This is a genomic window from Ectopseudomonas toyotomiensis, assembly GCF_900115695.1.
In the GTDB taxonomy this organism is placed as follows: Bacteria; Pseudomonadota; Gammaproteobacteria; order Pseudomonadales; family Pseudomonadaceae; genus Aquipseudomonas; species Aquipseudomonas toyotomiensis.
In genome coordinates, this window is the sequence record NZ_FOXK01000003.1 from 237,979 (window position 1) to 264,124 (window position 26,146).

The 26,146-nt window shown below is 63.3% G+C and carries 25 protein-coding genes, 1 tRNA gene and 1 riboswitch; of the genes, 20 read left to right on the plus strand and 6 right to left on the minus strand.

The window, feature by feature from the left end; translation table 11 throughout:
• The first annotated feature begins 31 nt into the window (after positions 1 to 31).
• Complete coding sequence (locus BM186_RS07465; protein ID WP_074914223.1) at positions 32 to 1,345, plus strand: TrbL/VirB6 family protein; 1,314 nt, start codon at positions 32 to 34, stop codon at positions 1,343 to 1,345.
• On the opposite strand, the gene BM186_RS07470 is transcribed toward BM186_RS07465, so the two are convergent.
• Both BM186_RS07470 and BM186_RS07475 read right to left on the minus strand, forming a co-directional pair.
• Positions 1,346 to 1,747, minus strand: a complete 402-nt coding sequence (locus BM186_RS07470; RefSeq protein WP_208606734.1) for a hypothetical protein — start codon at positions 1,745 to 1,747, stop codon at positions 1,346 to 1,348.
• On the minus strand, positions 1,726 to 2,166 hold the full coding sequence (locus BM186_RS07475) for an Arc family DNA-binding protein (protein ID WP_074914224.1): 441 nt from the start codon (positions 2,164 to 2,166) through the stop codon (positions 1,726 to 1,728). The genes BM186_RS07470 and BM186_RS07475 overlap by 22 nt, the downstream gene beginning before the upstream one ends.
• An 89-nt stretch (positions 2,167 to 2,255) precedes the next feature.
• Between BM186_RS07475 and BM186_RS07480 the strand changes: the two genes are divergently transcribed.
• The 4 genes from BM186_RS07480 (at position 2,256) to BM186_RS07495 (ending at position 10,789) form a co-directional block, all read left to right on the plus strand.
• Positions 2,256 to 2,426 carry an Arc family DNA-binding protein gene (locus BM186_RS07480; RefSeq protein WP_074914226.1) on the plus strand — a complete coding sequence of 57 codons (171 nt, stop codon included), beginning with the start codon at positions 2,256 to 2,258 and terminating at the stop codon, positions 2,424 to 2,426.
• A 70-nt stretch (positions 2,427 to 2,496) separates the two neighbouring features.
• Positions 2,497 to 2,757, plus strand: coding sequence for a hypothetical protein (locus BM186_RS07485; protein WP_074914227.1), 261 nt, complete (start codon positions 2,497 to 2,499; stop codon positions 2,755 to 2,757).
• Positions 2,754 to 3,470: a Rha family transcriptional regulator gene (locus BM186_RS07490; protein ID WP_244157411.1), complete on the plus strand. Its 717-nt coding sequence runs from the start codon at positions 2,754 to 2,756 to the stop codon at positions 3,468 to 3,470. Before BM186_RS07485 ends, BM186_RS07490 begins: the two co-directional genes overlap by 4 nt.
• Before the next feature lie 149 nt (positions 3,471 to 3,619).
• On the plus strand, positions 3,620 to 10,789 hold the full coding sequence (locus BM186_RS07495; protein WP_074914230.1) for an LPD38 domain-containing protein: 7,170 nt from the start codon (positions 3,620 to 3,622) through the stop codon (positions 10,787 to 10,789).
• 8 nt (positions 10,790 to 10,797) lie between these two features.
• Here the strand turns inward: BM186_RS07495 and BM186_RS07500 are convergent, their stop codons facing one another.
• The 4 genes from BM186_RS07500 to mobA form a co-directional block, all read right to left on the minus strand.
• On the minus strand, positions 10,798 to 12,027 hold the full coding sequence (locus BM186_RS07500) for a tyrosine-type recombinase/integrase (protein ID WP_074914233.1): 1,230 nt from the start codon (positions 12,025 to 12,027) through the stop codon (positions 10,798 to 10,800).
• 169 nt (positions 12,028 to 12,196) lie between these two features.
• Positions 12,197 to 12,273, minus strand: a tRNA-Pro gene (locus tag BM186_RS07505).
• A 130-nt stretch (positions 12,274 to 12,403) separates the two neighbouring features.
• On the minus strand, positions 12,404 to 12,625 hold the full coding sequence (locus BM186_RS07510) for a YgdI/YgdR family lipoprotein (protein ID WP_017677476.1): 222 nt from the start codon (positions 12,623 to 12,625) through the stop codon (positions 12,404 to 12,406).
• A gap of 86 nt (positions 12,626 to 12,711) precedes the next feature.
• Positions 12,712 to 13,302, minus strand: a complete 591-nt coding sequence (mobA, locus tag BM186_RS07515; RefSeq protein ID WP_074914236.1) for a molybdenum cofactor guanylyltransferase MobA — start codon at positions 13,300 to 13,302, stop codon at positions 12,712 to 12,714.
• A gap of 68 nt (positions 13,303 to 13,370) precedes the next feature.
• Here mobA and moaB point away from each other — a divergent pair, with 68 nt between their 5' ends.
• The 15 genes from moaB (at position 13,371) to BM186_RS07590 (ending at position 26,137) form a co-directional block, all read left to right on the plus strand.
• Positions 13,371 to 13,910 carry a molybdenum cofactor biosynthesis protein B gene (gene moaB / locus BM186_RS07520; protein ID WP_074914238.1) on the plus strand — a complete coding sequence of 180 codons (540 nt, stop codon included), beginning with the start codon at positions 13,371 to 13,373 and terminating at the stop codon, positions 13,908 to 13,910.
• Complete coding sequence (locus BM186_RS07525; protein ID WP_074914241.1) at positions 13,907 to 15,121, plus strand: molybdopterin molybdotransferase MoeA; 1,215 nt, start codon at positions 13,907 to 13,909, stop codon at positions 15,119 to 15,121. Before moaB ends, BM186_RS07525 begins: the two co-directional genes overlap by 4 nt.
• A 149-nt stretch (positions 15,122 to 15,270) precedes the next feature.
• Positions 15,271 to 15,891, plus strand: coding sequence for a C40 family peptidase (locus BM186_RS07530; protein WP_021490063.1), 621 nt, complete (start codon positions 15,271 to 15,273; stop codon positions 15,889 to 15,891).
• Positions 15,892 to 15,975: 84 nt separating this feature from the next.
• Positions 15,976 to 16,500: a C40 family peptidase gene (locus BM186_RS07535; protein ID WP_074914243.1), complete on the plus strand. Its 525-nt coding sequence runs from the start codon at positions 15,976 to 15,978 to the stop codon at positions 16,498 to 16,500.
• A 10-nt stretch (positions 16,501 to 16,510) separates the two neighbouring features.
• The gene (locus BM186_RS07540; protein ID WP_017677470.1) at positions 16,511 to 16,831 is read left to right on the plus strand and encodes a hypothetical protein; all 321 of its coding nucleotides are present in this window, start codon (positions 16,511 to 16,513) and stop codon (positions 16,829 to 16,831) included.
• Between the two features lie 33 nt (positions 16,832 to 16,864).
• Positions 16,865 to 17,073, plus strand: a riboswitch (cobalamin riboswitch).
• Between the two features lie 190 nt (positions 17,074 to 17,263).
• The gene (gene cobO / locus BM186_RS07545; RefSeq protein ID WP_045733356.1) at positions 17,264 to 17,875 is read left to right on the plus strand and encodes a cob(I)yrinic acid a,c-diamide adenosyltransferase; all 612 of its coding nucleotides are present in this window, start codon (positions 17,264 to 17,266) and stop codon (positions 17,873 to 17,875) included.
• Entirely contained in the window at positions 17,875 to 19,167 is a 1,293-nt protein-coding gene (locus tag BM186_RS07550; protein WP_074914257.1) for a cobyrinic acid a,c-diamide synthase CobB, read from the plus strand. Before cobO ends, BM186_RS07550 begins: the two co-directional genes overlap by 1 nt.
• Positions 19,164 to 19,817, plus strand: a complete 654-nt coding sequence (bluB, locus tag BM186_RS07555; protein ID WP_074914260.1) for a 5,6-dimethylbenzimidazole synthase — start codon at positions 19,164 to 19,166, stop codon at positions 19,815 to 19,817. Before BM186_RS07550 ends, bluB begins: the two co-directional genes overlap by 4 nt.
• A gap of 3 nt (positions 19,818 to 19,820) precedes the next feature.
• Positions 19,821 to 20,729 (plus strand): adenosylcobinamide-phosphate synthase CbiB, encoded by a 909-nt coding sequence (gene cbiB / locus BM186_RS07560; protein ID WP_074914263.1) that lies wholly within the window; start codon positions 19,821 to 19,823, stop codon positions 20,727 to 20,729.
• Positions 20,722 to 21,732: a threonine-phosphate decarboxylase CobD gene (gene cobD, locus BM186_RS07565; protein WP_074914266.1), complete on the plus strand. Its 1,011-nt coding sequence runs from the start codon at positions 20,722 to 20,724 to the stop codon at positions 21,730 to 21,732. Before cbiB ends, cobD begins: the two co-directional genes overlap by 8 nt.
• A complete protein-coding gene (locus BM186_RS07570; protein ID WP_074914269.1) occupies positions 21,732 to 23,180 on the plus strand; it encodes a cobyric acid synthase in 1,449 nt (482 codons plus the stop codon). The genes cobD and BM186_RS07570 overlap by 1 nt, the downstream gene beginning before the upstream one ends.
• An 83-nt stretch (positions 23,181 to 23,263) precedes the next feature.
• Positions 23,264 to 23,785 carry a bifunctional adenosylcobinamide kinase/adenosylcobinamide-phosphate guanylyltransferase gene (gene cobU, locus BM186_RS07575; RefSeq protein WP_074914271.1) on the plus strand — a complete coding sequence of 174 codons (522 nt, stop codon included), beginning with the start codon at positions 23,264 to 23,266 and terminating at the stop codon, positions 23,783 to 23,785.
• A complete protein-coding gene (gene cobT / locus BM186_RS07580; RefSeq protein ID WP_074914274.1) occupies positions 23,782 to 24,837 on the plus strand; it encodes a nicotinate-nucleotide--dimethylbenzimidazole phosphoribosyltransferase in 1,056 nt (351 codons plus the stop codon). Before cobU ends, cobT begins: the two co-directional genes overlap by 4 nt.
• Positions 24,837 to 25,409 (plus strand): alpha-ribazole phosphatase family protein, encoded by a 573-nt coding sequence (cobC, locus tag BM186_RS07585; protein ID WP_074914276.1) that lies wholly within the window; start codon positions 24,837 to 24,839, stop codon positions 25,407 to 25,409. The genes cobT and cobC overlap by 1 nt, the downstream gene beginning before the upstream one ends.
• Positions 25,406 to 26,137, plus strand: coding sequence for an adenosylcobinamide-GDP ribazoletransferase (locus tag BM186_RS07590; RefSeq protein ID WP_074914278.1), 732 nt, complete (start codon positions 25,406 to 25,408; stop codon positions 26,135 to 26,137). The genes cobC and BM186_RS07590 overlap by 4 nt, the downstream gene beginning before the upstream one ends.
• Positions 26,138 to 26,146: the final 9 nt, after the last annotated feature.

Consider the following 26,146-nt stretch of genomic DNA (forward strand, 5'->3'; position numbering starts at 1 on the left):
TGGCATAACTCGAATACTCTGGAGAGGCAGCATGGCCGTTCAATACCAAACGCAGGAAGATCAGGAGCGCCGGCGCCAAGGTGAGAACCCGCTGATCTCCAATATGCCAACGACGACGCGTGCCGATCGCATGCAAGCGCAAATGAGCCAACCAGTCACTGGGCCGCGTGGTGTCATCCAGCCAGTTTCGGCTGGCGTCCCGCGACCACCTCAGTCTGGCGGTATACTTTCAGGGCTGGCTGGCGGCGCAGAGATTGTCGCAGGTGGTGCGGCGCTTCCATTCGCCGTAGGCCTCGACGCCGCTCGCGGCGGAATCGCAAGGCTTGCTGGTGGCGACCCAAGCACGCTTCCGGGTGGCGCAAATCGCTATGCAGACGCGGCATCGGCGACCCTTTCGCAGGGTATTGATCGCGCTTCGCGGGCGTCCGATCAGGTTAAGGCCGGCACGCGGGCAGCGCTCGGGGTGCAACCGCAAAGCATCATCGACGGAATGTCTACCCCGGCGCAGGCTGCTCCAGCGGTTCAAAGCACCGCTGCACCGACGCAGGCGCAAAGCATTGCTTCAGACATGCCGAATCAAGCTTCTGCACCAGTGCAGGCTGATGCTGTTGGTCAGACGCAGTCAATGATCACTGTCAATGGCAGGACGCCGCAGAGCATCGGTGACGGTATGGGTGCTTTCTCCCAGATGCAGCCTGGCGATAGCCAGTTGGCTCTTGGTCGGTTTGAGCGTGCAAACCAAGAAAGGCAGCGGATGATCGAAATCAGTCGCCGAGGGCAAATAGGCGAGGGCGGTGGTCGGGTGACTGTCGTGCGTGACAGTTCCCGCGCGCCTAGCATCGCTGATATCCAAAATGCCCGCCTTGATGCTCGTCAGGCCCAGACCAGCCTGCAGAACCAGCAGGCACAACAAAGCATCCTTTCCGGTATGGATGAGCGCCTGACTGGCCAATTGCAGCGTCAACGCTTGTCTCAGGAAGTCGATCAGGGTGCGCTTGCTTCGCAAGATCAGCGGCGCCTGCAATCTCTTCGCGACCAGATCGCAGATCCTAACCTGGGTGCCGATCAGCGCGAGGCAGCGCGCAGCGCTTACACCTCGCTCAGTACGCCGGCGAAAGATCGGTACCAGTCGCAGGACATTATCATCGGACGCGACGAGAACGGTCGTGATATCCGTGGCTCACAGCTGATCGATGTGACTACTGGGAGGCCGGTATCGACGGGTGGTGTCAGTCGCAGAATGAGCGTAACTCGGCAGGAGGTTGAGCAGGCTGCCAAGGAGGATGGCGTTTCAATCGACGACTACATCAGGGCTCTTACTGCTCAGGGTGTTGCCGTCAGTTGATCAGTTGCAGTTCAGCCCAAACTCGGTAGCCAAGGCTGAGCATTGCTTGTTGTACAGGCGGTTGCAGGCTACTCGAATCATGCCTGCAGCGCTCTGGCTGTGAGTGTCACGCGCTTTCTTGAGTGCGCATTCGGCGCCAGATTCGTAGCCGAAGAATCCGCGCCCAGAGCCTTGCTCAACGCCATCATAGCGCTCGGGGTGTCGGGCGCTACACACCTGATACGCCGCACCCGCGGCATTGTTGTTCTGCACTCCGGGCAGCTCGTCGAGCAAGCACGTAGCGAAGTTTCCGGCCTGGGCCAGGCCGGAGAACGCGAGCAGGGTGGTGATGATCAGCTTCTTCATTAGCGCGGTATAGACCATTTCCCGCCTAGAGACAATCAGGCTCTTTCCGGTGGCCAAAGGAAGATCGTGACGGCAGCCGGCCCATCCCATTCAACCTCATAACCGGCGTTTAGAAGCTCTTCGTCGATTCCATGCAGAAGGTCTGAGGCTTCTTCGCCGCTTAGACCTCCCTCAAGATCGAGGTCATAAAACTCCGCGCTAGCGGCGCTGTGCCCCATTGCGATGGCTTTGTTGATCGCCTTGATGATGCGTTGGCGCACGATATCTGGGATGCGCCGACGAGCTATCAGAGAAAGTTCCTGCGCTTTTTTGACCGGAACCAGCTTCTCCAAGGTAACACCCTCGTCAAAGCTTGCTTCAAGGCGAGCAACGATCTCCGCATTTACCGATCGGTGGTTGGCTTTGGCGGAATCATCGACCTTGGCTTTCAGGTTTTCTGGGATTCGCAGCTTGAACTGAGGGTCGGTTCTTTTCATGGGCGAATGATGGACCAAATGGGTCTTGACGTAAATGGACCCAGTGGGTTCTAATCGATTTGAACCCATTGGGTCCAGTAGGAGGAGAGATGAGTCGCATAGATCTGCAGTTCAAATTGCGCCTGCCTGAGGAGCTGAAAAGCTATCTATCAGAACAGGCAGGGCAAAGCCGCCGTAGCCTTACGGCAGAGGTCGTTTACAGGTTGGAACAATCGAGGAAGCAGGATGAGAGTCAGCGAGGCAAGCAGGCAGATGCCTGAAAGAATGAAGCCCCAGGTGCTGGTAACACCTGAGGCTTCGGATGTGAAAACTTTGGAAGGAGTTCACCTGATGAATGCTAACGCAAAGTCCGTGGAATGCAACCTTGAGGACGCCACTACGCCGGAGGAGATATTCAGCCTGCCCGACAATGTGCCGCTGAATCAGGATGTACTCAATACCTTCCTCGGCCGGGCTATCGGCCTGGCCGTAGTGCTGCAAGGCGGTGCCCTGCCTACGCATGAGAAGAATGTTCTCTGGCTGCTGGAGTCGCAGTTGAGCCAGATGAAAACCTATCTGGATCGCGCGCTGTGCGATCGGGAGGCTGCATGATGGGCAGTCTTATCCTTCCTTCCACATGTGCCACTATGACCAGCTTGGAGATTGCCGAGTTGGTCAATTCCAATCATGCCGATGTTCGGCGCTCCATTGAACGCCTTGCTGAGCGTGGTGTTGTGACACTTCCGCCATTGGCTGAAGTGTCCAACGCCGGGCCTGGGCCGAAGACCATCAAGGCATACAGCTTCTCGGGTGAACAGGGTAAGCGCGACAGCATCATCGTGGTCGCTCAGCTCAGCCCTGAGTTCACAGCTCGCCTGGTTGATCGTTGGCAGGAATTGGAGTCGCAGTTGGCCAAGCCGCGCGAGCTTTCCCGTCTCGAACTGATACAGATGGCGCTGGCCGCCGAGCAGGAGAAGATCCGCATCGAGGCCGAGCGCGACCACGCCATCGCCACCAAGGCGCAGATCGGCAGCAAGCGAGAAGCTTCTGCCATGGCCACGGCATCCGCTGCTGTGCGGGAGGTGAACCGACTTAAGGGCGAACTCGGCAAGAACAGCAAGCACGCCACCGTCATTGCTGTGGAGCGCGCCACCGGCAAGCGTTTCCCCAAGAATGCGTATGTAGCGCTGCGCCGCTGGTGCAAGCGCAATAACGCCCAGGCGGTCGATGTGGTCGACGAGCGCTATGGCACCGTCAAGGCATGGCCAGCTGGCGCGTGGCTTGAGGCCTTCGATATATGCCTTGAGTCGCTGTTCTCTGCATAGAAAGTACATACCCGGATATAGGGGTATGTAAGTTTCCTTTCGACGAGATAATCCCACCATTTGGTGGGATTTCTTTCGCCTTGTCCAAGTGGGCCAGTGACATAGCGTTCTCTGAACGGTGCCGCACGGTGCGGCTGTTTGGAGGGGCAATGAGCAAGCTGGCTGATGAGTTTGGATTAGGGGCCAATGAGTCGGCAGGATCCACTGGCGGCTCCAGTCTTGCGCAGGAGTTTGGCCTTCAGCCGCAGAAGCCAAAGGCCAGCGGCATCGTCGACACTGTTGTCGAGGGAGCCAAGAACACTGGCCGTGCGATCGCCTCCACTGTCGATGCTTACACCGGCAACACGCAGGGCGTCGCAGATCGCGCCGCCGAGCAGGCGCAGGCCCCTCGCGATCCTCGTCTGGAGCAGTTCCAGGCTGACTATGCAGACCGCACCGCGGCACTGGGTGAAGATCCTGGCCTGCTGCCAACCATTGGTCAGGGCATTGGTGCCATCGTTGATAACCCTGCTGGCGCTGGACTGGCCGTGCTCGAGCAGTTGCCGAATGCTGCGGCAGTACTCGGCGGTGGCTGGGCTGGCCTGAAGGGTGGCGCGGCTATCGGTGCTGGTATCGGCTCTGTTGTGCCGGGTGTGGGTACGGCTGCTGGCGGTACCGTTGGCGGCGTGGTTGGCGGTCTGGCTGGCATGTTCCTCGGGAACACTGCTCTGGAAACCGGCAACAAGGCCATGGCTGCGGCCGATGACGGCGAGGTGACCCAGGAAGAACTGGCGCAGGCCAGGCGCGAGGGGGCGATCAAGGGCGGTGTGATCACTGGTGTGGACGCTCTCACGCTGGGTGTCGGCGGGAAGGTGGCCAGCACCTTGCAGCGTACCAGCAGCACCGCGCTGGAGGCTGCTACTCGCAAGACGCTGATGGATCGTGGCGTTGACGTGACCAGTGAAGCCGCTGTGGTTGCTGCTCGGGCGAACCCTGAGATTGCTGCTGCCGTGCGGGTGGCGCAGGACAATGCGCGCAAGGCAACTGATCGGCTCGGGCGTCGAGTTGCGACTGGCGGCGCGCTGCTGGGCATGGAGACTGTTGGCGAGGGTGTCGGCGAGTATCTTGGCGAACTGGCAGCCACTGGTGAAGGGAACATCCCTGATGCCGTGCTGGAGAGCTTGCTTTCCCTTGGGCAGAGCACTGCTGAGGCGTCTTGGAACATGGCGCGCACGCGCATGGTTCAGCCGTCGCCGTCTGCCGAAAACCCGATGCCGGCGCCGGTACCTGCTCCAGATCCTGCTGCTGGCGTTATCTCCCGCACTGCCGCGCAACTGCCGGCGCCGGATCGTCTGGCGCTGCCTGCACCTGAGCAGGTGCTGTACGCAGATGCCGTTGGCCAGGTGAGCGAGCGAGGGCCTGCTCGCAACGTGGACCGCGAGCAGCGTCCGGTACCAGGGCGCGAGGCTGGCCAGCCAGGCGGTGGACCCGGCATGGACCAACAGACGGCGCGTGGTGAGTTGCCTATCACTGGCGAGGTGATCCCGGCTGCTCGGATGCCACAGGCGCAGCCGCCGGCAACCCAGCGAACTTTCGATGCTGAGCCCGTGCGCCAGGCGTTGCCAGACCTTCGCCCAGAGGCCGTGGTGGTGGACAGCGCTGGACAGGCCAAAGTGGGCCGGGTTCCTAATCAGCCGCAGGCAGAGCCGGCGCCGCGCGTGGATGGCATGACCGCTCAGGCTGTGCCTGGCCAACGCCCGAAATTCGATCAGGTGTTGCAGCAGGCTCGCCAGGCTGGAGAGCAGGCGGATGCCGAGACGCTGGCCGCCACAAGTGGCGCAACCAGGGCGCAGGCTGCGCGGGCAATCAAGGCCGTGCGGGACGAGCAGCAGGCGGTTTCCACCGTCTACCGAAGCGTTCCCGGTGCAAATAAAGCGCTGCGCTCAATGCCAGAGCCGGCTGCGTTCGAAGTAGTGAAGAGTGGCAATCGCGAGTGGCGCATCCAGCGCCGCCAGGAGGTGCAAGGTGCTGATAGTCGGCCAGGGGCTGTTGATGACCGAGCCGCAGGCGATACGCCTGCTGTGCCAGATGCGGCAGATAACGTGGCGCGAGAGCCAGTTGTGGCTGAACGGCCTGCCGCTGCCGGGCGATCGGCAGAAGCTGGTCGATCTGGTGTTCCTGCTGCAGTTCAAGGGGCAGACGGACAGCGTGCACTGAGCGAGCAGCCTGCTGCTGATCAACCAGCGGCCAGTGAAGAGGCGGTACCCGCTCAAGCGAATGATCAGGCGCCGGCTCTGCCCGAGATCCTGGCAACCCCGCGCAAGCGCTACATAGACCGCCAGGCCAAGGCTGCTGGCATAAAGAAGGGATCGCCAGGCTACGACCAGGCCATCCAGCGCCTGCAGGATCAGTACGAGGCTGACGTAGACCGCGCCTCGGCCGGCATCACCTTCGAGCAGTACAACGAACTGAACAGCGACAGCCCGGAGGGCGTCAACCGCCAGGCCTGGGAGGCACTGCGTCAGGAGTTTGGCCAGCAGCAGTACTCTCGCGGAAGCTATAGGGGTGACCCTGCACCGGCAAGCATTGATCAGGTTCTGGCTGGTTGGCGGGAACTGGGTGTCGATGGAGCGCTGAGCGAGCGCGGCGATATCGTCACGGTATCGAAGATCATTTCGCCTGCTGCTGGCAGTGGTCGTGGCAGCCAGGCCATGCAGATATTGACCCAGTATGCGGATATGGCTGGGAAGCACATCGCCCTGAGCCCTAGCGCTGACTTTGGCGGAAACAAGGCGCGTCTGGTCGACTTCTATAAGCGTTTCGGATTCCTTGAGAACAAGGGGCGCAACAGGGTTTTCCAAACGATGGAAACCATGTATCGCCTGGCTCCTGGGCAGGTGCTGTACTCGCGGTCGCCGCGCAAGTCGGCTGCAAAAAGTAGCCGTTCTGGGCAGGTAAGGCTGCAGCTCAAGCGCCTTACCGGAGCCTGGCAGAACGCCCCGGAGATCAAGGTTGTGCAGTCGGTCAAAGATCTGCCTGACCGCCAGCGCCGCCAGGTCGAGCGCGATGGAGCCTTCGACGTGGAAGGCATCTTCGCCGACGGTCAGGTGTATCTGGTGGCGGATAACCTTCGCGACGCCCAGCATGCGGCTTTCGTCCTGCAGCACGAAGTACTTGGCCATGCCGGACTACAGGGCGCCTACGGCCAGCGCCTGACGCCGCTGCTCATGAGCATCTACAACGGCAATCCAGAAATGAAGGCCCAGGCTGACGCCCTGGTGCGCCGCTTCGGCTACAGGCCGGCCGTGGCCATGGAGGAAGTGCTGGCTGACATGGCTGGCGCGGGCACCATCCAGCAGCAAGCGTTCTGGCCGCGGGTCGTGACCGCCATGCGCAACGCGCTGCGCTCGATCGGCTTCAACATGCGTTGGACCGAGGGCGATATTCAGGGGCTGTTGGCCAATGCTCGCCGTTACATCGAGCGCGGCAAGGGCCGTGGCCGCGGTCGCACCGTGTTCTCGCGCAACGGTGACAGCGGGCGACTGGTGGAAATGGTCGACGAGCAGGGCCGCCTGCTGGCGCCGAATGGCAAGCCTTCGAATCTGACCCAGAAACAGTGGCACCAGACGCGCGGCGACAACTTCAAGCGCTGGTTCGGTGACTGGCAGGCGCTGGATGCGCAGTCACGTCTGGATGACAAGGCGCCGCTGAAGTTACGTATGCCTGACACGTGGAAGGAACTCAGCGAGCGTGATCGGCTGGAGAAGGTCGAGGCATCGCTTAAAACCATGGCCAGGCAGAGCGAAGCTCTGCCGCATGACGACCTGGGCGACGTGACCATGGCAATGTCTGGGGCGAAGAAGGCGGCATCGACTGCGGCTGACCCAGCGAAACAGGCGGTGCTGACGCGGCTGCAACAGGCGTTCGAGCATTCGATCTACGCCAGCAGCACCCTGTCCACCCAGAGTGGCCAGACTGCTGCATATCACAAGCTGCTGGCGCCGATCGATGTAGACGGGGTTCCGCTAGTGGCGGTGTTCACCGTGCGGGAGGATGTAAACGGTCGGATGTTCTACAACACGGTGACCGTCGACAGAAAAGAGAACGCCCTGGCAGTCCCTCCGGGCGATATGAGCAGTGATGCTCAGGGGTCGCTCCCGGCCAATACCAAGGCGTCAGGCACCTTTGTACGTCGACCGCTGGCGCGCGTCAATCCAGAAGACGTATCCAAGGTGACGGACGGTAACGGCGAGCCCTTGGTGCTGTACCACGGCACCGCCGAACAGTTCACTATCTTTGACCAGAGCCGGCCGGGTCGCAGCACCGGCCACACTACGGCACCGCTTGGTGTGTTCCTCACCAATGACGGCACCCTGGCGAAAGCCTACGCGGAGAAAGCAACCGACGGCATGCCAGGGCTGGCCAACGTGATGCCGCTGTTCGCCTCGATCAAGAACCCTTACCGTATGAGTGTGGCGGAATCGCAGAGCCTGGATAGCTTCGAGAAGTCGATCGCTATGCGGCAGCGGCTTGAAGCCGAGGGTTATGACGGCATCCAGCTTGCGAATACCGGTACCTGGGTGGCGTTCTACAACAACCAGGTGAAGTCGGCCACGAACAACACGGGTGCATTCGATGAGGTCGATCCTGATATCCGCTATCGCCGATCAGGCCAGGGCACTGTCGATCTGCTCGATACCTTCACTGATCGTTTTGTTACCGGCAAAACTGCAGATGCCTTCCCCGAGCTGAATCAGGGTGCGCGCGACTTCTTGAACAAGATCGGATCGCCGCCGGCGCTGACCAAGGCCAAGGAATGGGTGCGCGAGCGTACTGATCGTGTGGCCACGAAGATCCGCCAGGGCGTAGTGGACCGTTATGCAGCGCTGAAAGAGCTCGATGAGAGGCTGCTTGGCAAAGACTTCATCGACAACGCCATTCACAGCAGTTCGTGGGTGCTGGCGCGTATGTCGTCGTCGGCCTCTGGTGCGCTGAATGCAATGCTGACCACTGGGCGCCTGCGCTTCGACGGGAAAGAGCGGGTGATCACCCTGCAGGACGGCGATAAGACTGGTGGGCTTTCTGCCGTGCTGACGCAGTTGGGTTCGGCGGCAGAGGTGGAGCGCTTCATGGGGTGGATTGCCGCGAATCGCGCTGATCGCCTGATGCAGGAGGGGCGCGAGAACCTGTTCACCGCCGATGAAATTGCCAGCGGCAAGCAGCTGAACGGCGGGCGGACGGCGGACGGCAAGAGCCGGCAGATGCTGTACAGCAAGGTCTTCAACGAGTTTCAGCAGTACCGTGACGATGTGCTGGCCATTGCCGAGGCGAACGGCATCATCAATGCCGACACCAGGGCGATGTGGCGTGACGAGTTCTACGTGCCGTTCTATCGGGTGATGGATGAAGAGGCTGCCGCCGGCGGCCCGCGCGCGGGCAAGGGACTGAGCCGGCAGGAGGCCTACAAGAAGCTGAAGGGCGGCAAGCAGAATCTGAATGACCTGCTGGAAAACACCCTGATGAACTTCCACCACCTGATTTCGGCCAGCCTGAAGAACCAGGCCGCGACGCAGGCAATGGTCAACGCCGAGCGCGCTGGCATTGCGCGAGTGGTGCCAGAGAGTCGCCGTGATCCGAAGACCAGCACGTTCGTCCTGAAGGATGGTGAGCGTGTCTTCTACGAGATCGATGATCCCCTGGTATTCGAGTCGCTAACTGCTCTGGCAGATCCTGGCTTGAATAACTTGGCGGTGCAGACCATGTCGGCCTTCAAGCGGCTGTTCACCAACATGACCACGGTTACGCCGCAGTTCATCCTGGCCAACACCATGCGCGACCTGATGCAGGCCTCGGCGACTTCACCGACCAGTAAAAACCTGTTCAAGAACCTGTCGCAGGGCGTTGCGGGTTACCGGGATGCGCGCACCAGGGCGGAAATGCAGGCCAGCGGCGGGGCGTTCAGCTTCGGCCACCTGTACGGCGCTGACGTGAACGAGGTGAAGGCCAGTTTGAAGAAGACCGTTACCGGTGCAGAACTGGTGACGGATGTGAGCATGGTACCGAAGCTGCTGCGAGCTGGCTGGCGGCGCTGGGGAGAGGTAGCAGACACCGCCGAGAACGTGAGCCGTGCGGCCACCTACCTGCAGAATGTCGATGACCTGGGGCGCCTGCGCGCTGCTTATGAGGCGCGTGACATTATGGACTTCAGCCAGCACGGGGCGTGGCCAGCGATCCGCTTCCTGATTCGAGTGGTGCCGTTCCTCAATGCGCGCCTGCAAGGCCTGGACAAGCTGTATCGCTCTGGCGTCAAGCCGGCGCTGTTGACGGCCATGGGGCAGGGTACCACCAGTGACAAGCAGGCTGCTGCACGATTCAGTGCAGTGACTGGCGCGCTCACGCTGGCCAGCATTGCCCTGTATCTGGCGAATGCGGATGATGATGAATACCGCAAGCTCGAGGATTGGCAGAAGGACGCCTACTGGTTTATCCGCATCGGTGACAATGCGTTCTTCATCCCGAAGCCGTTCGAGGTGGGGGCGATCGCCACCATGGCCGAGCGCGTGACCGAGCAGCTCGTCGACGACAAGGCGACCGGCAAGCTGTTCGCCGATCGCCTGAAAGACATGATGATGCAGACCTTCAGCTTCAACCCAGTGCCGCAGATGTTCCAACCGGTGATCGATATCTACTCCAACCGGGATGCCTTCACTGGTCGCGATATCGAAACAGCAGGCATGGAGCGTCTGAGCAAGGGGCTGCGCTCCAGGGACAGCACCACCGTGGCGGCGCAGGCCGTATCTAGCGCGAGCCGGGTGTTTGGCGATGAAACGCCGTTCGCGCTTTCGCCTGTGCAGGCTGATCATCTGATCCGCGGCTACTTCGGTACCGTGGGTGCGAACGCGGCCGGCATCATCGATACGGTATGGCGCGGAGCAACTGGCCAAGAGGCGCCGGACAAGCGCTGGAGCGAGTACCAACCGATTCGCCGCTTCTATCGCGATCTGGGCGCACCAGCGCCTTACACCCGGTACAGCACGCTGTTCTACGATGGGCTGCGCGAGGCGAACCGCATTTACTCGGACGTGCGCGAGTTGCAAGGGCTTGGGAAAACGGCAGAGGCGCAGGATCTGGCAGCCGAGAAGCGCGGCATCCTGGCGATGCGGCAGCAGCTCAACCGCCAGCAGCGTCGTATCAGCGAGATCAACAAGCAGATGGAGAACGTGCGCCGCTCTGACCGGGACGGCGCCTGGAAGCGCAAGGAAATCGACAGGCTCACGCTGATGCGCAGCCTGATCACTGATCAGGTCGGTAAGCAGATCGAGGCGGTGAGAGCGGACTGAGGGCCTGTTCAGGCCCTCTTATCAAACTGGACCACGTTGCCGCGCTCGAGCGCGGCGAGGTAGTCGGCATACCACTGCATCATCGTGCGCCGTTGCTCAAGGTAAGTGGCCTTGTTGTAGATCCTGGCGACGCCTTCCTCTGCGTGGGACAGTTGCGCTTCAACGTGGTCTTTCGGGAAGTCGTTCTCCCGCAGAATGGTAGATGCGATGTGGCGGAAGCCGTGACCAGTCTGCATCCCTTCATAGCCCATGCGGCGAAGGGCCATGTTGAAAACCATGTTGCTCAGCGGTTTGGTACGGTCATTCCTCCCGGGGAACAGCAGATCGTAGGAGCCTGAGTACAGTTGCAGTTCCTTGAGCAAAGCGACTGACTGGGTCGACAGCGGAACGATGTGCGCCCGCCGTTTTTTCATCCGTTCAGCCGGGATTTCCCAGATGGCTTTGTCCAAGTCGATTTCGCTCCAGCGGGCCTCTCGTACTTCGCTGGGCCGCAACCCGTTGATAACCAGCAGGCGCAGCCCAATCCTGACTGTTCTGTTGTTGTAGGCGCTGATTGCACGTAGGAGAGCGGGAAGCTGGACCTGTTCGACGTGGGCATAGTTCGTGGACTGCTTCTTCTGGAGGAACTTGTCGAGGCCGTCGACAGGGTTGTTGATCGCCCGGCCGGTAACCCGGGCGAGGTCGTAAATCTCTTTGCAGAAGCGGCGCACGTTGCCCATCTGGTCGAGGATGCCTTTCTTCTCCATGGAGCGGAACAGTTCCATCCATTCCATCGGGGTGATATCGGCGTAGGGCCGGTTACCCATTCTCGGAAAGACATGCAGTTCCAGGGCGCCTATTACTCGCTTGGCATACCCGTCGCCCCAGCCCGCTTTGCGCGTGGCATACCATTCTCGCGCCAAGAGTTCGAACAGGTTCTCGGATTGTGCCTTCTCTTCCGCCTCAACCGCTTTGCGCTGGGTGGAAGGGTCTATGCCTTGGGCGATGAGCGTGCGCGCTTCCTGAGCCTTGGTCCTGGCCAAGGCGCCACCGACGCTAGGGTAAGGGCCGAGGCCCAGCCAAGAGCGGGCTTTCGAGCCTGGTTTCGAGTACCGTAGCTCCCACAGCTTCTGGCCGGATGGTTTCACCCGAAAATACAGCCCCTGTCCGTCGTGTTCGCGGTATGTTTTTTCTTCGGGCTCGAGGCTGGAGAGGGTGGTATCGGCCATCGGCCGGCGCTTGATTTCCGCTCGTTTCATGGCTGTTTGGTATGCTGGGTTATAGGTGTTTTGCCAGCATACCAATGGGCATACCAATTAGGTAGGGATGACCTGAGATAAGGTGAGACAGCCAGAAACAGAAAACCCGGCGCAGAGGCCGGGTTTTCTGGGGTTTCGAGACATGTAGGCACATGCTGAAACAAGGGATTGGTCGGAGAGACAGGATTCGAACCTGCGACCTTCTCGTCCCGAACGAGACGCGCTACCAAGCTGCGCTACACTCCGAATGAGCCGTATTCTACCGAAAAACTTTTACCGCACAAGGGGTTAGCCTGAAAAAATCATCAGGCCGGTCATCCCTTTCTGCGGCCGGGGCGTGCCCCATTGTCCTTCAGCGGTGCCTTGGGCTCTCGCTTCAGAGTTCCTTCACGGTCTGCACCTGATCCTTGTTGATCGTGGCGCGCTTGCCGTCGAGTTGCTCGAATTCGTAGAAGCCGGATTCTTCATCGAACTTGGGTTTGTCTACCGTCTGTATTTCACGCCCGTCATTCAGGGTGATCACCGACGGCGTGGAGCAGCCGGCCAGCACAGTGAAGCCGATTGCCATCAGCAGGGCGGGGATTATCCGTTTGGTCATGGTCTGTCTCCTTGGGTGCTAAAGAGGTGCTATACCCTCGCTCAGACGTGAAACTACCGTATGAGTTCCGCGCAGGGCTTCTCGCTTCAGCAAGGCGATATGCCGTTCGCGAGCGTTTCCGGTGTGTTCAGGTTGGCCAGGCGGGCATCTTCCAGCGTGCAGTCGACGGCGATGGGGGCCAGTTTGCCGAACCAGCGTTGCGGGCTGCGTTCACCGGATTGCCAGGCGTGTTCCAGGTCGTCTCTGAGCCCCGTGGGCAACAGGCAGAACAGTGGCTGCCAGTAGTTGCCCTGGCGGATCACCACCGGCCGGCTCCCTGCGTGGGCAAGCAGTGACTCGATCAGTGCGCGGTCCACCAGGGGAGCGTCACAGGGCAGCACCAGCATTTGCTCGTGGCGTGCCGCAGCCATGCCGGCGCGGATACCCGCCAGCGGCCCCTGAAAGTCCTGATCCTGATCTGCGACCAGTTGGTCGGCGTAGTGTGCATAGTGCTCCGTGTTGCGGTTGCAGGAGATGATCAGGTCGTCGCTCAACGGTCTGGTCAGATCATGCAACCACGCGATCAGTGGTCGACCGCGCCACTCCAGCAGGCCCTTGTCGCGGCCGCCCATGCGCAGGCCTCGGCCACCGGAAAGCAGTAGCACCGAGCAGGTGAGGCGGGCGTTGGATGCGGGCATGTGTGCAGTCTCCGAAGGCAGGCTGTGTGATATAACAGCGCCCATTCTCTCCCAATTGGATGCCTGCCATGAACCATAAGGCCGACGCGGTTTTTGTACCGCTGAATATTGCCGTGCTGACCGTCAGCGACACGCGCACGCTGGAGACCGACACCTCGGGTCAACTGCTGGTCGACCGTCTGACCGCCGCCGGGCACCAACTGGCCGCTCGCATTCTGCTCAAGGATGACCTCTACAAGATCCGCGCCCAGGTGGCGACCTGGATTGCCGAGGATCAGGTTCAGGTGGTGGTGATCACTGGCGGTACCGGTTTCACTGGGCGTGACAGTACGCCGGAAGCGGTCGCCTGCTTGCTGGACAAACAGGTCGACGGTTTTGGCGAGCTGTTCCGGCAGATCTCCGTGGCCGATATCGGCACGTCCACCATCCAGTCACGTGCGCTGGCCGGTCTGGCCAACGGCACCCTGGTGTGCTGCCTGCCGGGCTCGACCAATGCCTGTCGTACCGCCTGGGACGGCATCCTCGGCGAACAACTGGATGCACGGCATCGTCCCTGCAACTTCGTGCCGCATCTGAAACAGGTGGGCGCCTGCGAGACACGCGGATGAGTGGTTGCGATCACCCCGGTCTACTGCCCATGGAGGCGGCGCTGGAGCGCCTGCTGGCTCTGGCGGATGCGGCGCCAATCGAGCAGGTCGAGCCGGTCGTGCTGGCCGAGGCTGATGGTCGTGTGCTCGCCGAGCCGCTGATCGCAGCGCTGGATCTGCCGCCCTGGGCCAACAGCGCCATGGACGGTTACGCCCTGCGCCTGGCCGATTGCAATGGTCAGGCGTTGCCGATTAGCCAGCGCATTCAGGCGGGCACCGCGCCCACACCGCTGGAGCCCGGAACCTGCGCGCGCATCTTCACTGGTGCGCCGCTACCGGAAGGTGCCGACACCGTCGAGATGCAGGAGAACGTTGAACTGGATGAGGCGGGGCGGGTGCATTTCCGCGAGCCGCTGAACGTCGGGCAGAACGTACGGGCTCAAGGTCAGGAAACCCGCAGCGGCGAATCCGTGCTGCCGGCCGGTACCCGCCTGGGGCCAATCGAGCTGGGGCTGGCAGCCTCTCTTGGGGCTGCACGGCTGTCGGTGCGGCGGCGCCTGCGCGTTGCCGTGCTGTCCACCGGCGATGAGCTGGCCGAGCCGGGGCAGGCACTTGGGCCGGGGCAGATCTACAACAGCAATCGGCGTCTGCTGATCGCCTGGTTGCAGCGGCTGGGCTGCAGCGTGGTGGATGCGGGCATATTGCCTGATGACCTGCAGCGCACCCGCGAAGCGCTGGGCGCCTTGGGCGAGGTCGATCTGATCCTCTCCACGGGTGGCGTTTCGGTGGGGGAGGCGGATTTTCTCGGCATAGCCCTGCGCGAGGCGGGCGAACTGGCGCTGTGGAAATTGGCGATCAAGCCAGGTAAACCGCTGACCTTCGGCCATTACCAGGGCGTTCCGGTAATAGGTTTGCCGGGCAACCCGGCCTCGACACTGGTCACCTTCGGACTGCTGGCGCGTCCTTACATGTTGCGTCGTCTTGGTGTGCAGCGGGTCGAACCACTGGGCTTCGCGGTGCCGGCAGGTTTTACCTGGGGTAAGCCCGGCATGCGCCGTGAGTATCTGCGCGCGCGTCTGGAGCAAGGGCGCGTGGTGCCCTATGTCAACCAGAGTTCCGGCGTTTTGCGCAGCGCCGCCTGGGCCGAAGGGTTGGCCGAGGTGATGGAGGGCAGCACGCTAGCCGAAGGGGATATGCTGCGCTTCATTCCCTTGAGCGAGATTCTCGGCTAGCGCCTGAATCGCCCGGCTGCGGGTATGGTCGGGCGCTTTAGATGGCGCGGCGAAACTACTGGGTCACATTTCTAACGATAGAATTTGCAAATGGGCCTTGTAGAAGGCATAGTCACCGACTTGTAAATTCAACCGACACGGTCGTGCCCATGCTAAAACGCTTCGCACCCCTCGTGCCTCTTGCACTCACAGTCTTGCTCGCTGCCTGCGCCGGCCACTCGCCGCAACCGCAGACAGGCGACGCTGCGGCCGAGCCAGTTGCTCGCCCGCTCTCTCAGCAGGTTGAACCTGCCGACGATGAAATCACCGCGCTGATCGACGACAAACCCTATGAAATGCCCCAGCTGGCAGACAGCCTGCTCGATCTCGGGCGTTCGCTGATCGGCACTCGCTATCGCTACGGTGGCACCTCGGTGCAATCCGGTTTCGATTGCAGCGGTTTCGTTGGCTACCTGTTCCGCGAGGAAGTCGGCCTGGAACTGCCACGTTCCACGCGTGAGCTGATCAACCTCGATGCACCGAAGGTGGCGCGCGCCGATCTGGAGCCGGGCGATCTGATCCTGTTCAATGATCGTGGTCGTGGTCGCGTCAGTCACGCCGGCATCTATCTGGGTGATGATCAGTTCATCCACTCCAGCAGCAGCCGCAGCGGTGGTGTGCGCATCGACAGCCTCGACGACAGCTACTGGAACCGCAGTTATCTGCAGGCCAAGCGCGTCCTGGCGTTGGCTCCGGTGGAAGAGCAGGTCGCCGCCAAGCGCAACAACTGATGTACACGGCGTAACCTCAGGGTTGCGCCGTTCGTCGTGTCTCGGGCAGAGTAGAGCGCATTCAGGCTCAGGATCGCCTCGCTTATGCCCGTCACGACCCGTGTTGCCCTCATCGCTCTCGTTCTGCTGCTGAGTGCCTGCAGCAGTCGCGCTCCCTCTCCTCAGCCCAGTTACACCCCTCCAGTCACTTCGCCGTCTTATCAGGGCGGAGCTGAAGACGTGCTGTTCCGTGCCCTCGGTCTGGTCGGTACGCCGTATCGCTATGGTGGCAATACCCCCGAAGGTGGTTTCGACTGTAGCGGCCTGATCGGCTACGTTTATCGCGATGCTGCCGGTATCAGTCTGCCGCGTTCGACGCGTGAGCTGAGCACCATGCGCACCCCTGATGTCCGTCGCGACGCCCTGAAAAGTGGTGACCTGGTGTTCTTTGCCACCAATGGTGGCCGCGCCGTCAGTCATGCCGGGATCTATGTCGGTGATGGCCGCTTCGTCCATGCCCCCTCCACCGGTGGTACCGTGCGCCTGGACAGCCTCACCAGCGGTTACTGGCAGGGCGTCTATCTAGATGCCAAGCGGGTCATCACTCCGGAGCTCGCGCGTAATCCGTGAATTACTGTCCATGGTCGATCCCATTCGCCTGCCGCCTCAGCCTGAGGTCTGCGAGCTGTGCGCGCGCCCCGTCGCATTGACCCGTCATCACCTGATTCCCAAGGCGCTGCACGACAAGGCTTATGTGCAGAAGCGCTACCCTCGTCATGAACGTATCACCGCCACGCTGTGGGTCTGCCGCGCCTGCCATAACCAGATTCATCGTCTTTTCAGTGAAAAGGAGCTGGCGCTGACCTACAACAGCCGCGAGGCACTACTGAGCGACGAGCGTTTGCGAACGTTCGTCGACTGGTTGGCGAGCAAACCGCCCGGGTTCATGCCCAGGCACTGAGTGGCGTTGACGGGCAGGGCTGCCAGCCTCTACCCTGCGCGCCTTGCTTCAGGTGCCCCGCGTTGCCGTGAATGGCGGCCATGGGGTGAAACAGGGAAGCCGGTTCCAATGCCGGCGCTGCCCCCGCAACGGTAGGTGAGTCAAACGCTGCTCGAAGCCACTGTGCTATGCACGGGAAGGCGCGGCGTCGAACCCATGGTTCGCTCACAAGCCCGGAGACCGGCCTGTCGCAGTTTCACGGCATCGCGGAGGGCGCTGTCCGGCCAACGCTCCGGTTCTACCGGGGCGTTCGTGTTGTTTCGTCTTCCGCTCGCCTGACCAGCCATTGGCGCCTGGATGAGTGCGTGCGGATCATCGCGATCTTCTTCCTCATTGCCGTTCGTACTGTTCGATGAACAGGCGGCGCGGGTGCCTGACGTGCAGGAGCACAGCATGAGTGAGACCGCCGAGCGCGACGCCCGCCACAAGGCGCGCATGCAACGCAAGAAAGCCCTGATCGACGAAAAGATCGCCCAGGCCCAGGACGAATACGGCCTGCTGCTGGTGCACAGCGGCAATGGCAAGGGCAAGAGCAGCAGCGCCTTCGGCATGGTCGCGCGCGCCCTTGGCCATGGCATCAAGGTCGGCGTGGTGCAGTTCATCAAGGGCGCGGCCAGCACCGGTGAAGAAACCTTCTTCCGCCGTTTTCCCGAGGAAGTCAGCTATCACGTGATGGGCGAAGGCTTCACCTGGGAAACCCAGGATCGCCAACGTGATATCGCCAAGGCGCAGCAAGCCTGGGCGGTGGCACGGCATCTGCTCAGCGATGAGTCGGTCGGCCTGGTGGTGCTGGATGAGCTGAACATCGCCCTCAAGCATGGCTACCTCGAACTGGACACGGTGCTGGCTGATATCGAAGCCCGGCCGCTGTTGCAGCACGTGGTGGTGACGGGGCGCGGTGCGTTGCCTGGGATGATCGAGGCGGCTGACACCGTCACTGAAATGAGCCTGGTCAAGCATGCGTTCAAGTCCGGAGTAAAAGCACAGAAGGGCATCGAATTCTGATGGGCGCACGTCATTGTCCGGCGCTGCTGATCGCTGCGCCGGCGTCCGGCCAGGGTAAGACCACTGTCACCGCTGCGCTGGCACGTCTGCATACGCGCCAGGGTCGGCGGGTGCGGGTGTTCAAGTGCGGCCCGGACTTTCTCGATCCGATGATCCATGCGCGTGCCAGCGGCGCGCCGGTGTACCAGCTCGACCTGGCCATGGTCGGCGAAGCAGAGAGCCGTCGCCTGCTGTGGCAGGCGGCCGGCGAGGCCGATCTGATCCTGATCGAAGGGGTGATGGGCCTGTTCGACGGCAAGCCCTCGGCGGCCGACCTGGCCCGCCACTTCGGCGTGCCGGTGCTGGGCGTGATCGACGGTGCGGCCATGGCGCAGACCTTCGGCGCCCTGGCCCACGGGCTTGCCACCTTCCAGCCGGACTTGCCCTTTGCCGGCGTGCTCGGCAACCGTGTTGCCAGCACGCGGCATGGCGAGATTCTGCGTGATGCGCTGCCAGCGAGCATTCGCTGGTTCGGCGCGTTGCCGCGTAGCGCTGCGGTGGAGCTGCCCAGCCGCCATCTGGGGCTGGTGCAGGCCGGTGAGTTGGCCGATCTGGACGCACGTCTGGACGCCGCGGCCGATGCGCTGGCGGCCAGTGCCAACATCGACCTGCCGCCTGCGGTGAGCTTCGCCGCGCCGCAGGTCGATGAACTGGCGCCCCTGTTGTCTGGCGTACGTATCGGCGTAGCGCGCGATGCGGCGTTCGCCTTCCTTTATCAGGCCAATCTCGATCTGCTGCAGGCACTGGGCGCCGAGTTGCATTACTTCTCGCCGCTCACTGATCGCGAGCTGCCAAAGGTGGACAGCCTCTATCTGCCTGGCGGATATCCGGAGCTGTACCTTGCCGAGCTGGAAGGTAACCAGCTGATGGCCGCGGCGATTCGTGCTCATTATCAGGCCGGCAAGCCCTTGCTCGCCGAATGTGGCGGCATGCTCTATCTGCTCGATGAACTGCGCGACAAGCAAGGTGCCAGCGGGCGCATGCTCGGCCTGCTGGCGGGCAGCGCGGCCTTGCAGCCACGGCTGACCGCCCTGGCCTTGCAGCAGGTGACGCTGCCCGAAGGCGAGCTACGTGGCCACAGTTACCATCACTCGCGGTTGGAAAGTCCCTTGCAGCCTCTGGCGCTCGGTCGCTGCCCGAACGGCAAGCCGGTGGCTGAGGCGGTGTATCGCCTGGGGCGACTCACGGCCAGCTATATCCACTTCTACCTACCGTCAAACCCGGAGGCGGCCGCCGCGCTGTTACGCCCATGAGCGAGCATACCTTCAGCCTCGAGGAGCGCGCGGCGGTGTATCGCGCCATCGCCGAGCGCCGCGATATGCGTCATTTCAGCGGCGGTGAGGTGCCAGCCGAGGTCCTGGCGCGGCTGCTCGAAGCCGCCCACCACGCGCCGAGCGTTGGCCTGATGCAGCCTTGGCGCTTTGTGCGCGTTAGTGACCGGCAACTGCGTGAGTCCATTCATGAACTGGTGGAGGCCGAGCGGGTGCGCACTGCCGAGGCCCTTGGCGAGCGCAGTGACGAGTTCATGCGGCTGAAGGTCGAAGGTATTCGCGACTGCGCCGAGCTACTAGCGGTGGCGCTGATGGAAGGACGCGACGGACATGTCTTTGGACGACGCACCCTGCCGGAAATGGATATGGCCTCGGTGGCCTGCGCCATTCAGAATCTGTGGCTGGCTGCGCGGGCCGAAGGGCTCGGGCTCGGTTGGGTATCGTTGTTCGACCCCGAGGCACTGGCGGCATTGTTGGGCATGCCGGCGGGCAGCAAGCCGGTAGCGCTGCTGTGCCTGGGGCCGGTTCAGGCCTTTTACGACAAACCGATGCTGGTGGAGGAGGGTTGGGCCACGCCCCGACCGCTATCGGAATTGTTGTTCGAGAATCGATGGGGATCATCTGGTGAGTGAACGATGAGCCTGGCGCTGATCACCTGCGTCGGCGTGGCGCTGGACGCCGTGCTGGGCGAGCCCAGGCGCGCGCATCCGCTGGTGGCCTTCGGTCGCCTGGCGGGGCGCCTGGAGCAGCGCTTCAACCCGGCTGGTGGCGGCTGGCGCAGCCATGGCGTAACAGCCTGGTGCCTGGCGGTGCTGCCCCTGACCCTGCTCACCTGGCTGTTGGTGCACCTGACCTCGCTTGGCTGGGCGGTGGAGATCTTGGCCCTGTACTTCGCCCTTGGTCTGCGCAGCCTGTATGAGCACGCGCAGCCGGTGGCCCGCGCGCTGCGTCTGGGTGACCTGGCCCTGGCGCGCGAGCGCGTCGGCTGGATGGTCAGCCGCAATACCGCCGAGCTGGACGCAACCGGGGTGGCCCGTGCCGGCACCGAATCGGTGCTGGAAAACGGCTCCGACGCAGTGTTCGCCGCCTTGTTCTGGTTCGTCGTCGCTGGCGCGCCGGGTGTCGTCCTGTACCGCCTGAGCAACACGCTCGATGCCATGTGGGGCTATCGCAACGAACGCTTCGAGCGTTTTGGCTGGGCCGCGGCGAAGATCGATGACGTGCTCAATTACATCCCGGCGCGCCTGGTGGCGCTGACCTATGCGCTGCTTGGGCGGACTGCCCTGGCCATGCGCTGCTGGCGCCGGCAGGCGCCCTTGTGGGACAGTCCCAATGCTGGCCCGGTGATGGCCGCTGGTGCCGGAAGCCTGGGCGTTAGTCTGGGCGGTGCGGCGGAGTATCACGGCGAGGTGCATGAACGCCCACAACTGGGCGAAGGCCCACCGCCGCGGGCGCGGGATATCGAACGGGCGATGAACAGGGTCATCGCCGGAGTTGGCTTGTGGCTGTTATGCCTGATCGTCTGGGAGGTGCTGGGTGCTTGAACATGGAGGTCGTCTGCGCGCAGCGGCGCAGCGCTATGGCATCCCACTGGAGGACTGGCTGGATCTGTCCACCGGGGTCGCACCCTATGGTTGGGATCTGCCGGCGGTACCGGGCTCTGCCTGGGCGCGCCTGCCTGAAGCGGACGACGGCCTGGAGCAGGCGGCGCGCGATTATTACGGCGCCGTCAGCCTGCTGCCGGTAGCCGGCTCGCAGGCGGCGATCCAGGCCCTGCCACGTCTGCGTACGAACAGCAGCGTGGGTATCCTCGCACCGACCTATGCCGAGCACGCTGCCGCCTGGCGGCGCGAGGGGCATCGGGTGATCAAGTTGAGCGAGGGCTCGGTACATCGCGCGCTGCCGCAAGTGGATGTACTGCTGGTGGTCAACCCTAACAATCCGACCGGCCGCCTGATCGAGCCGGCGCGCCTGCTCGACTGGCACGATGAACTGGCCGAGCGCGGCGGCTGGCTGGTGGTCGACGAAGCCTTCATCGATTGCACGCCGGAGCACAGCCTGGCCGCCTACAGCGACATGCCGGGGCTGATCGTGCTGCGTTCGTTCGGCAAATTCTTCGGTCTGGCCGGTTTGCGTCTGGGTTTTGTCCTGGCTGCACAGGCCTTGCTGGATGAGCTGGAGGCGCTGCTCGGGCCCTGGGCCGTCAGTGGCCCGGCGCGCAGCGTGGCGCGCAGCCTGCTGGTCGATGGCGAGGGGCAGCGCCGCCAGCGTGAGCGCCTGCTGGCTGACGGCGAGCGCCTCAAGGCGCTGCTGCGTGACTGTGGCTTGCCGTCGACCGGGGGCTCGTCGCTGTTCCAGTTCTGCTGCACCCGCCGCGCCGTGCCCTGCGCCGAGCTGTTGGCGCGGCGGGGCATCCTGGTACGCCTGTTCGCCGAACTGGACAGCCTGCGCTTCGGCCTGCCGGCGGACGAGGCTGGCTGGCTGCGACTGGAGCAGGGGCTGCTGGAATGCGCGCCGATATTGGCCAGTCTCGAGGAAACGCCCTGATGACCACCCTCATGGTGCAGGGCACCACCTCCGATGCCGGTAAGAGCACACTGGTGACGGCGCTGTGTCGCTGGGTACGGCGCCAGGGCGTCTCCGTGGCGCCGTTCAAGCCGCAAAACATGGCGCTCAACTCGGCAGTGACCGCCGATGGCGGCGAGATCGGTCGAGCGCAGGCGGTACAGGCGCAAGCGGCCGGCCTGGCGCCACATACCGACATGAACCCGGTGCTGCTCAAGCCCAACAGCGACATGGGCGCCCAGGTGATCATTCACGGCCGTGCCATCGGCAACATGCAGGCGCTGACCTATCACGGCTACAAGCCGGTGGCCATGGCGGCTGTGCTGGAGTCACACGCCCGCTTGCTCGAGCGTCATCAACTGGTGCTGGTCGAGGGCGCGGGCTCGCCGGCCGAGATCAACCTGCGCGCCGGCGACATTGCCAACATGGGCTTTGCCGAGGCGGTGGACTGCCCGGTAATCCTGATTGCCGATATCGACAAGGGCGGCGTGTTCGCCCATCTGGTTGGCACCCTGGAGCTGCTCAGCCCGAGCGAGCAGGCGCGTATCCAAGGGTTCGTAATCAATCGCTTTCGCGGTGATATCGCGCTGCTCAAACCAGGGCTGGACTGGTTGGAGCAGCGCACCGGCAAGCCCGTGCTCGGCGTACTGCCGTATCTGATGGATTTCCACCTGGAAGCCGAAGACGCCGTCGATACCCGGCAGCAGGCCAAGGACGCACAGGCGCTGCGCGTGGTGGTGCCGGTGTTGCCACGTATCAGCAACCACACCGATTTCGACCCGCTAAGGCTACACCCGCAGGTGCAACTGACCTTCGTCGGGCCGGGCCAGGCCATCCCGCCGAGCGATCTGGTCATCCTGCCCGGCTCCAAGAGTGTGCGCGCCGATCTCGCACGGCTGCGCGAGCAGGGCTGGGACGCGGCCATCACCCGCCACCTGCGCTACGGCGGCAAGCTGCTGGGCATTTGTGGCGGCCTGCAGATGCTTGGCCGGCAGATTCACGACCCGCACGGTCTGGAAGGCGCTGCCGGCAGCAGCGAGGGCCTCGGCCTGCTGGATTTCGAGACGCTGCTGGAGCCGGAAAAACAGCTGCGTAACGTCCGTGGTCGGCTGTGCCTGGAGCAGGCTGATGTCAGCGGCTACGAGATTCATGCCGGCGTCAGTCGTGGTCCGGGTCTCAACGGCGCCGTGCAGCTCGATGACGGTCGCAGCGATGGCGGTCTCAGCGCCGATGGCCAGGTGCTCAGCACCTACCTGCACGGCCTGTTCGAGCAACCCTCGGCGCTCGCCGCACTGTTGCGCTGGGCCGGGCTGCATGAGGTGCAGACGGTGGACTACCAGGCGTTGCGCGAGCGCGATATCGACCGCCTGGCGGACCAGGTGGAACTGCATCTGGATACTGAAAAACTCAGAGCGCTTTGCGGCCTGTAGGAGCGAGCTCTGCTCGCGAAGCTTTTATGTCCCGTACGCGAGCAGAGCTCGCTCCTACGGGAGAAATGAATGTGGATGGAAGCATGCTTGAATTGATCCTCGGCGGTGCCCGTTCCGGCAAGAGCCGGCTGGCGGAGAAGCTGGCCGACGAGTCTGGATTGGAGGTCGTTTACATCGCCACCAGCCAGCCGCTCGATGGCGAGATGAATGCGCGCGTCGCTCAGCATCGCGCGCGTCGCCCGCCGCACTGGGCGCTGGTCGAGGAGCCGCTGGCGCTGGCCCATGTGCTGCGCGAACAGGCCGCGCCCGGTCGTTGCCTGCTGGTGGACTGCCTGACCCTGTGGCTGACCAACCTGCTGATGCAGGACGATCCGGCTCGGCTGGCAGCCGAACGCGATGCGCTACTCGGCTGCGTGGACGAACTGCCCGGACGAATCCTGCTGGTCAGCAACGAAACCGGGCTGGGTGTGGTGCCGCTGGGCGAGCTCACCCGCCGTTATGTCGATGAGGCCGGCTGGCTGCACCAGGCGCTGGCCGAGCGCAGCCAGCGCGTGCTGTTCACAGTCGCCGGTTTGCCCATGGTGTTGAAGGGAGAGGCGTTATGAGTCTGCAATGGTGGCAAGGGCCTTGTCAGCCGCTCGATCATGTTGCGCGGCTCAAGGCCGAGACACGTCAGCAGCAATTGACCAAGCCGGCGGGTTCGCTGGGGCGGCTGGAGAGTCTCGCGATCCATCTGGCCGCATTGCAGGGGTGCGAGCGGCCGAGACTGGACAAGCTGTCGATCGCCATCTTTGCCGGTGACCATGGCGTGGTGGCCGAAGGGATTTCCGCCTACCCGCAGGCGGTGACGGGGCAGATGCTGGCCAACTTCGTCACTGGCGGTGCGGCGATCAGTGTGCTCGCGCGTCAGTTGGATGCGGCGCTCGAGGTGATCGACCTGGGTACTGCCGAACCCTTGCCGCCGCTGCCAGGCGTGCGTCATCTGCAGGTCGGTGCTGGTACGCAGAACTTTGCCCGTGATCCGGCGATGACCCTGGCGCAGGTGATGATCTGCCTGGAGGCCGGTCGCGACAGCATCCAGCGTGCGCGCGCCAGCGGTTGCGATCTGTTCGTCGGTGGCGAGATGGGCATCGGCAACACCACCGCGGCGGCAGCGCTGGCCTGCTGGCTGCTGAGTTGCCCGGCGAGCGAGCTGGCAGGTCCCGGCACCGGGCTGGATGGCGCGGGTGTGGCGCACAAGGCGCGGGTGATCGATGCCGCGTTGGCCCTGCACTGTGCGCGGATCGACGGGCCATTGCAGGCGCTGATCCACCTGGGTGGCTTCGAGATTGCAGCGCTCACCGGCGCCTACCTGGCCGCCGCGCAGCGGGGTATCGCGGTATTGGTCGATGGCTTTATCTGCAGCGTTGCGGCCTTGCTCGCCGTGCGCCTGAACCCTGGCTGCCGCGACTGGCTGCTGTTCGCCCATCACGGTGCCGAGCCCGGTCATGTTCGTGTGCTGCAGGCGCTGGAGGCCGAGCCGCTATTGGAGCTGGGCTTGCGTCTGGGTGAGGGCAGCGGCGCCGCGCTGGCCGTGCCGTTGCTGCGTCTGGCCTGTGCCCTGCATGGCCAGATGGCGACCTTCACCGAAGCGGCCGTCGCCGAAAGGCCGAGCTGATGCTGCATCTGGAATTGCTGCGTCACGGTGAAACCGAGCTGGGCGGTGGGCTGCGTGGCAGCCTGGATGATGCGCTGACCGAGCAGGGCTGGGCGCAACTGCGCGCAGCGGTGCAGGACGCCGGCCCCTGGGATAGCCTGATCAGCTCGCCACTGCAGCGTTGCGCGCGTTTTGCCGAGGAAATCGCGCTGGCCAATGCCTTGCCGCTGCACTACGAGGCGGATCTGCAAGAGCTGCATTTCGGTGATTGGGAAGGGCGCACTGCTGCACAGCTGATGGACAGCGATGCTGAAGCGCTGGGCTGCTTCTGGGCCGATCCCTATGCGTTCACACCGCCTAATGGCGAGCCGTTGCTGCAGTTCGAGGCGCGTGTGCTGGCTGCCTTGCGACGCTTGCAGCAGCGCCATGCGGGAGAGCGGCTGCTGCTGATCACCCACGGCGGCGTGATGCGCCTGCTACTGGCGCGCGCGCGTGGCCTGCCACGCCAGGACCTGCTGCAGGTCAACGTCGGCTATGCCCAGCGTTTTCGTCTGAGCCTGGATGCCGATGGGCAACTGGCAGAGTTGCCATGATCGCGTTGCTGATCGCCCTGCAGTTCCTCACTCGTCTGCCGGTCAGCCTGCCTGGCATGCCCACCCCCGAGCAGGTGGGGCGCTCGCTGCTTTGGTACCCGCTAGTGGGGCTGCTGCTCGGCCTGCTGCTGTGGGGCGCTCATCTGCTGTTGGGGCAGACACCGGCGTTATTGCAGGCGGCGATCATTCTGGCGTTGTGGGTGGGGGTGAGCGGCGGTCTGCATCTGGACGGCCTGGCCGATACCGCTGATGCCTGGGTCGGCGGTTTCGGTGATCGCGAGCGCACTCTGACGATCATGAAGGACCCGCGCAGCGGCCCCATTGCGGTGGTGGTGCTGGTGCTGCTGTTACTGCTCAAGTTCGCTGGGTTGTTCACGCTCCTGCAGGCCGGGCAGGGCATCTACCTGTTGCTGCTGCCCTGGCTGGGGCGCAGCCTGTTGCCGTTGCTGCTGGCAACCACGCCCTACGTGCGGGCCGGCGGGCTGGGTCAGGCCCTGGTCGATCATCTGCCGAGGGGGCAACTGCATTGGGTGCTGGGCGTGCATCTACTGGGCATGCTGCTGTTCGGCTGGGCGGGGCTGCTGGCGTTGGCCACGGCATTGCTGCTGTTCGTCTGGCTGCGTCGCGCGTTGCTGCTACGCCTGGGTGGCACCACCGGAGATACCGCCGGTGCACTGGTCGAGCTGGCCGAGTGCGCCGTGCTCCTGACACTGGCGCTGAGTCTCTGATCTCAACTG

Bases quoted from the DNA above. Each gene is read 5' to 3' on its own strand.
- BM186_RS07525 (WP_074914241.1), top strand. From the start codon at position 13,907: ATGAGTGGTTGCGATCACCCCGGTCTACTGCCCATGGAGGCGGCGCTG.
- cobU (WP_074914271.1), top strand. From the start codon at position 23,264: ATGCTTGAATTGATCCTCGGCGGTGCCCGTTCCGGCAAGAGCCGGCTG.
- cobT (WP_074914274.1), top strand. From the start codon at position 23,782: ATGAGTCTGCAATGGTGGCAAGGGCCTTGTCAGCCGCTCGATCATGTT.
- BM186_RS07535 (WP_074914243.1), top strand. From the start codon at position 15,976: ATGCCCGTCACGACCCGTGTTGCCCTCATCGCTCTCGTTCTGCTGCTG.
- BM186_RS07530 (WP_021490063.1), top strand. From the start codon at position 15,271: ATGCTAAAACGCTTCGCACCCCTCGTGCCTCTTGCACTCACAGTCTTG.
- BM186_RS07480 (WP_074914226.1), top strand. From the start codon at position 2,256: ATGAGTCGCATAGATCTGCAGTTCAAATTGCGCCTGCCTGAGGAGCTG.
- BM186_RS07485 (WP_074914227.1), top strand. From the start codon at position 2,497: ATGAATGCTAACGCAAAGTCCGTGGAATGCAACCTTGAGGACGCCACT.
- mobA (WP_074914236.1), bottom strand. From the start codon at position 13,302: ATGCCCGCATCCAACGCCCGCCTCACCTGCTCGGTGCTACTGCTTTCC.
- cobO (WP_045733356.1), top strand. From the start codon at position 17,264: ATGAGTGAGACCGCCGAGCGCGACGCCCGCCACAAGGCGCGCATGCAA.
- moaB (WP_074914238.1), top strand. From the start codon at position 13,371: ATGAACCATAAGGCCGACGCGGTTTTTGTACCGCTGAATATTGCCGTG.
- BM186_RS07550 (WP_074914257.1), top strand. From the start codon at position 17,875: ATGGGCGCACGTCATTGTCCGGCGCTGCTGATCGCTGCGCCGGCGTCC.
- BM186_RS07540 (WP_017677470.1), top strand. From the start codon at position 16,511: ATGGTCGATCCCATTCGCCTGCCGCCTCAGCCTGAGGTCTGCGAGCTG.
- BM186_RS07465 (WP_074914223.1), top strand. From the start codon at position 32: ATGGCCGTTCAATACCAAACGCAGGAAGATCAGGAGCGCCGGCGCCAA.
- BM186_RS07590 (WP_074914278.1), top strand. From the start codon at position 25,406: ATGATCGCGTTGCTGATCGCCCTGCAGTTCCTCACTCGTCTGCCGGTC.
- cbiB (WP_074914263.1), top strand. From the start codon at position 19,821: ATGAGCCTGGCGCTGATCACCTGCGTCGGCGTGGCGCTGGACGCCGTG.
- bluB (WP_074914260.1), top strand. From the start codon at position 19,164: ATGAGCGAGCATACCTTCAGCCTCGAGGAGCGCGCGGCGGTGTATCGC.
- BM186_RS07510 (WP_017677476.1), bottom strand. From the start codon at position 12,625: ATGACCAAACGGATAATCCCCGCCCTGCTGATGGCAATCGGCTTCACT.
- BM186_RS07500 (WP_074914233.1), bottom strand. From the start codon at position 12,027: ATGAAACGAGCGGAAATCAAGCGCCGGCCGATGGCCGATACCACCCTC.
- cobC (WP_074914276.1), top strand. From the start codon at position 24,837: ATGCTGCATCTGGAATTGCTGCGTCACGGTGAAACCGAGCTGGGCGGT.
- BM186_RS07495 (WP_074914230.1), top strand. From the start codon at position 3,620: ATGAGCAAGCTGGCTGATGAGTTTGGATTAGGGGCCAATGAGTCGGCA.
- BM186_RS07475 (WP_074914224.1), bottom strand. From the start codon at position 2,166: ATGAAAAGAACCGACCCTCAGTTCAAGCTGCGAATCCCAGAAAACCTG.
- BM186_RS07570 (WP_074914269.1), top strand. From the start codon at position 21,732: ATGACCACCCTCATGGTGCAGGGCACCACCTCCGATGCCGGTAAGAGC.
- BM186_RS07490 (WP_244157411.1), top strand. From the start codon at position 2,754: ATGATGGGCAGTCTTATCCTTCCTTCCACATGTGCCACTATGACCAGC.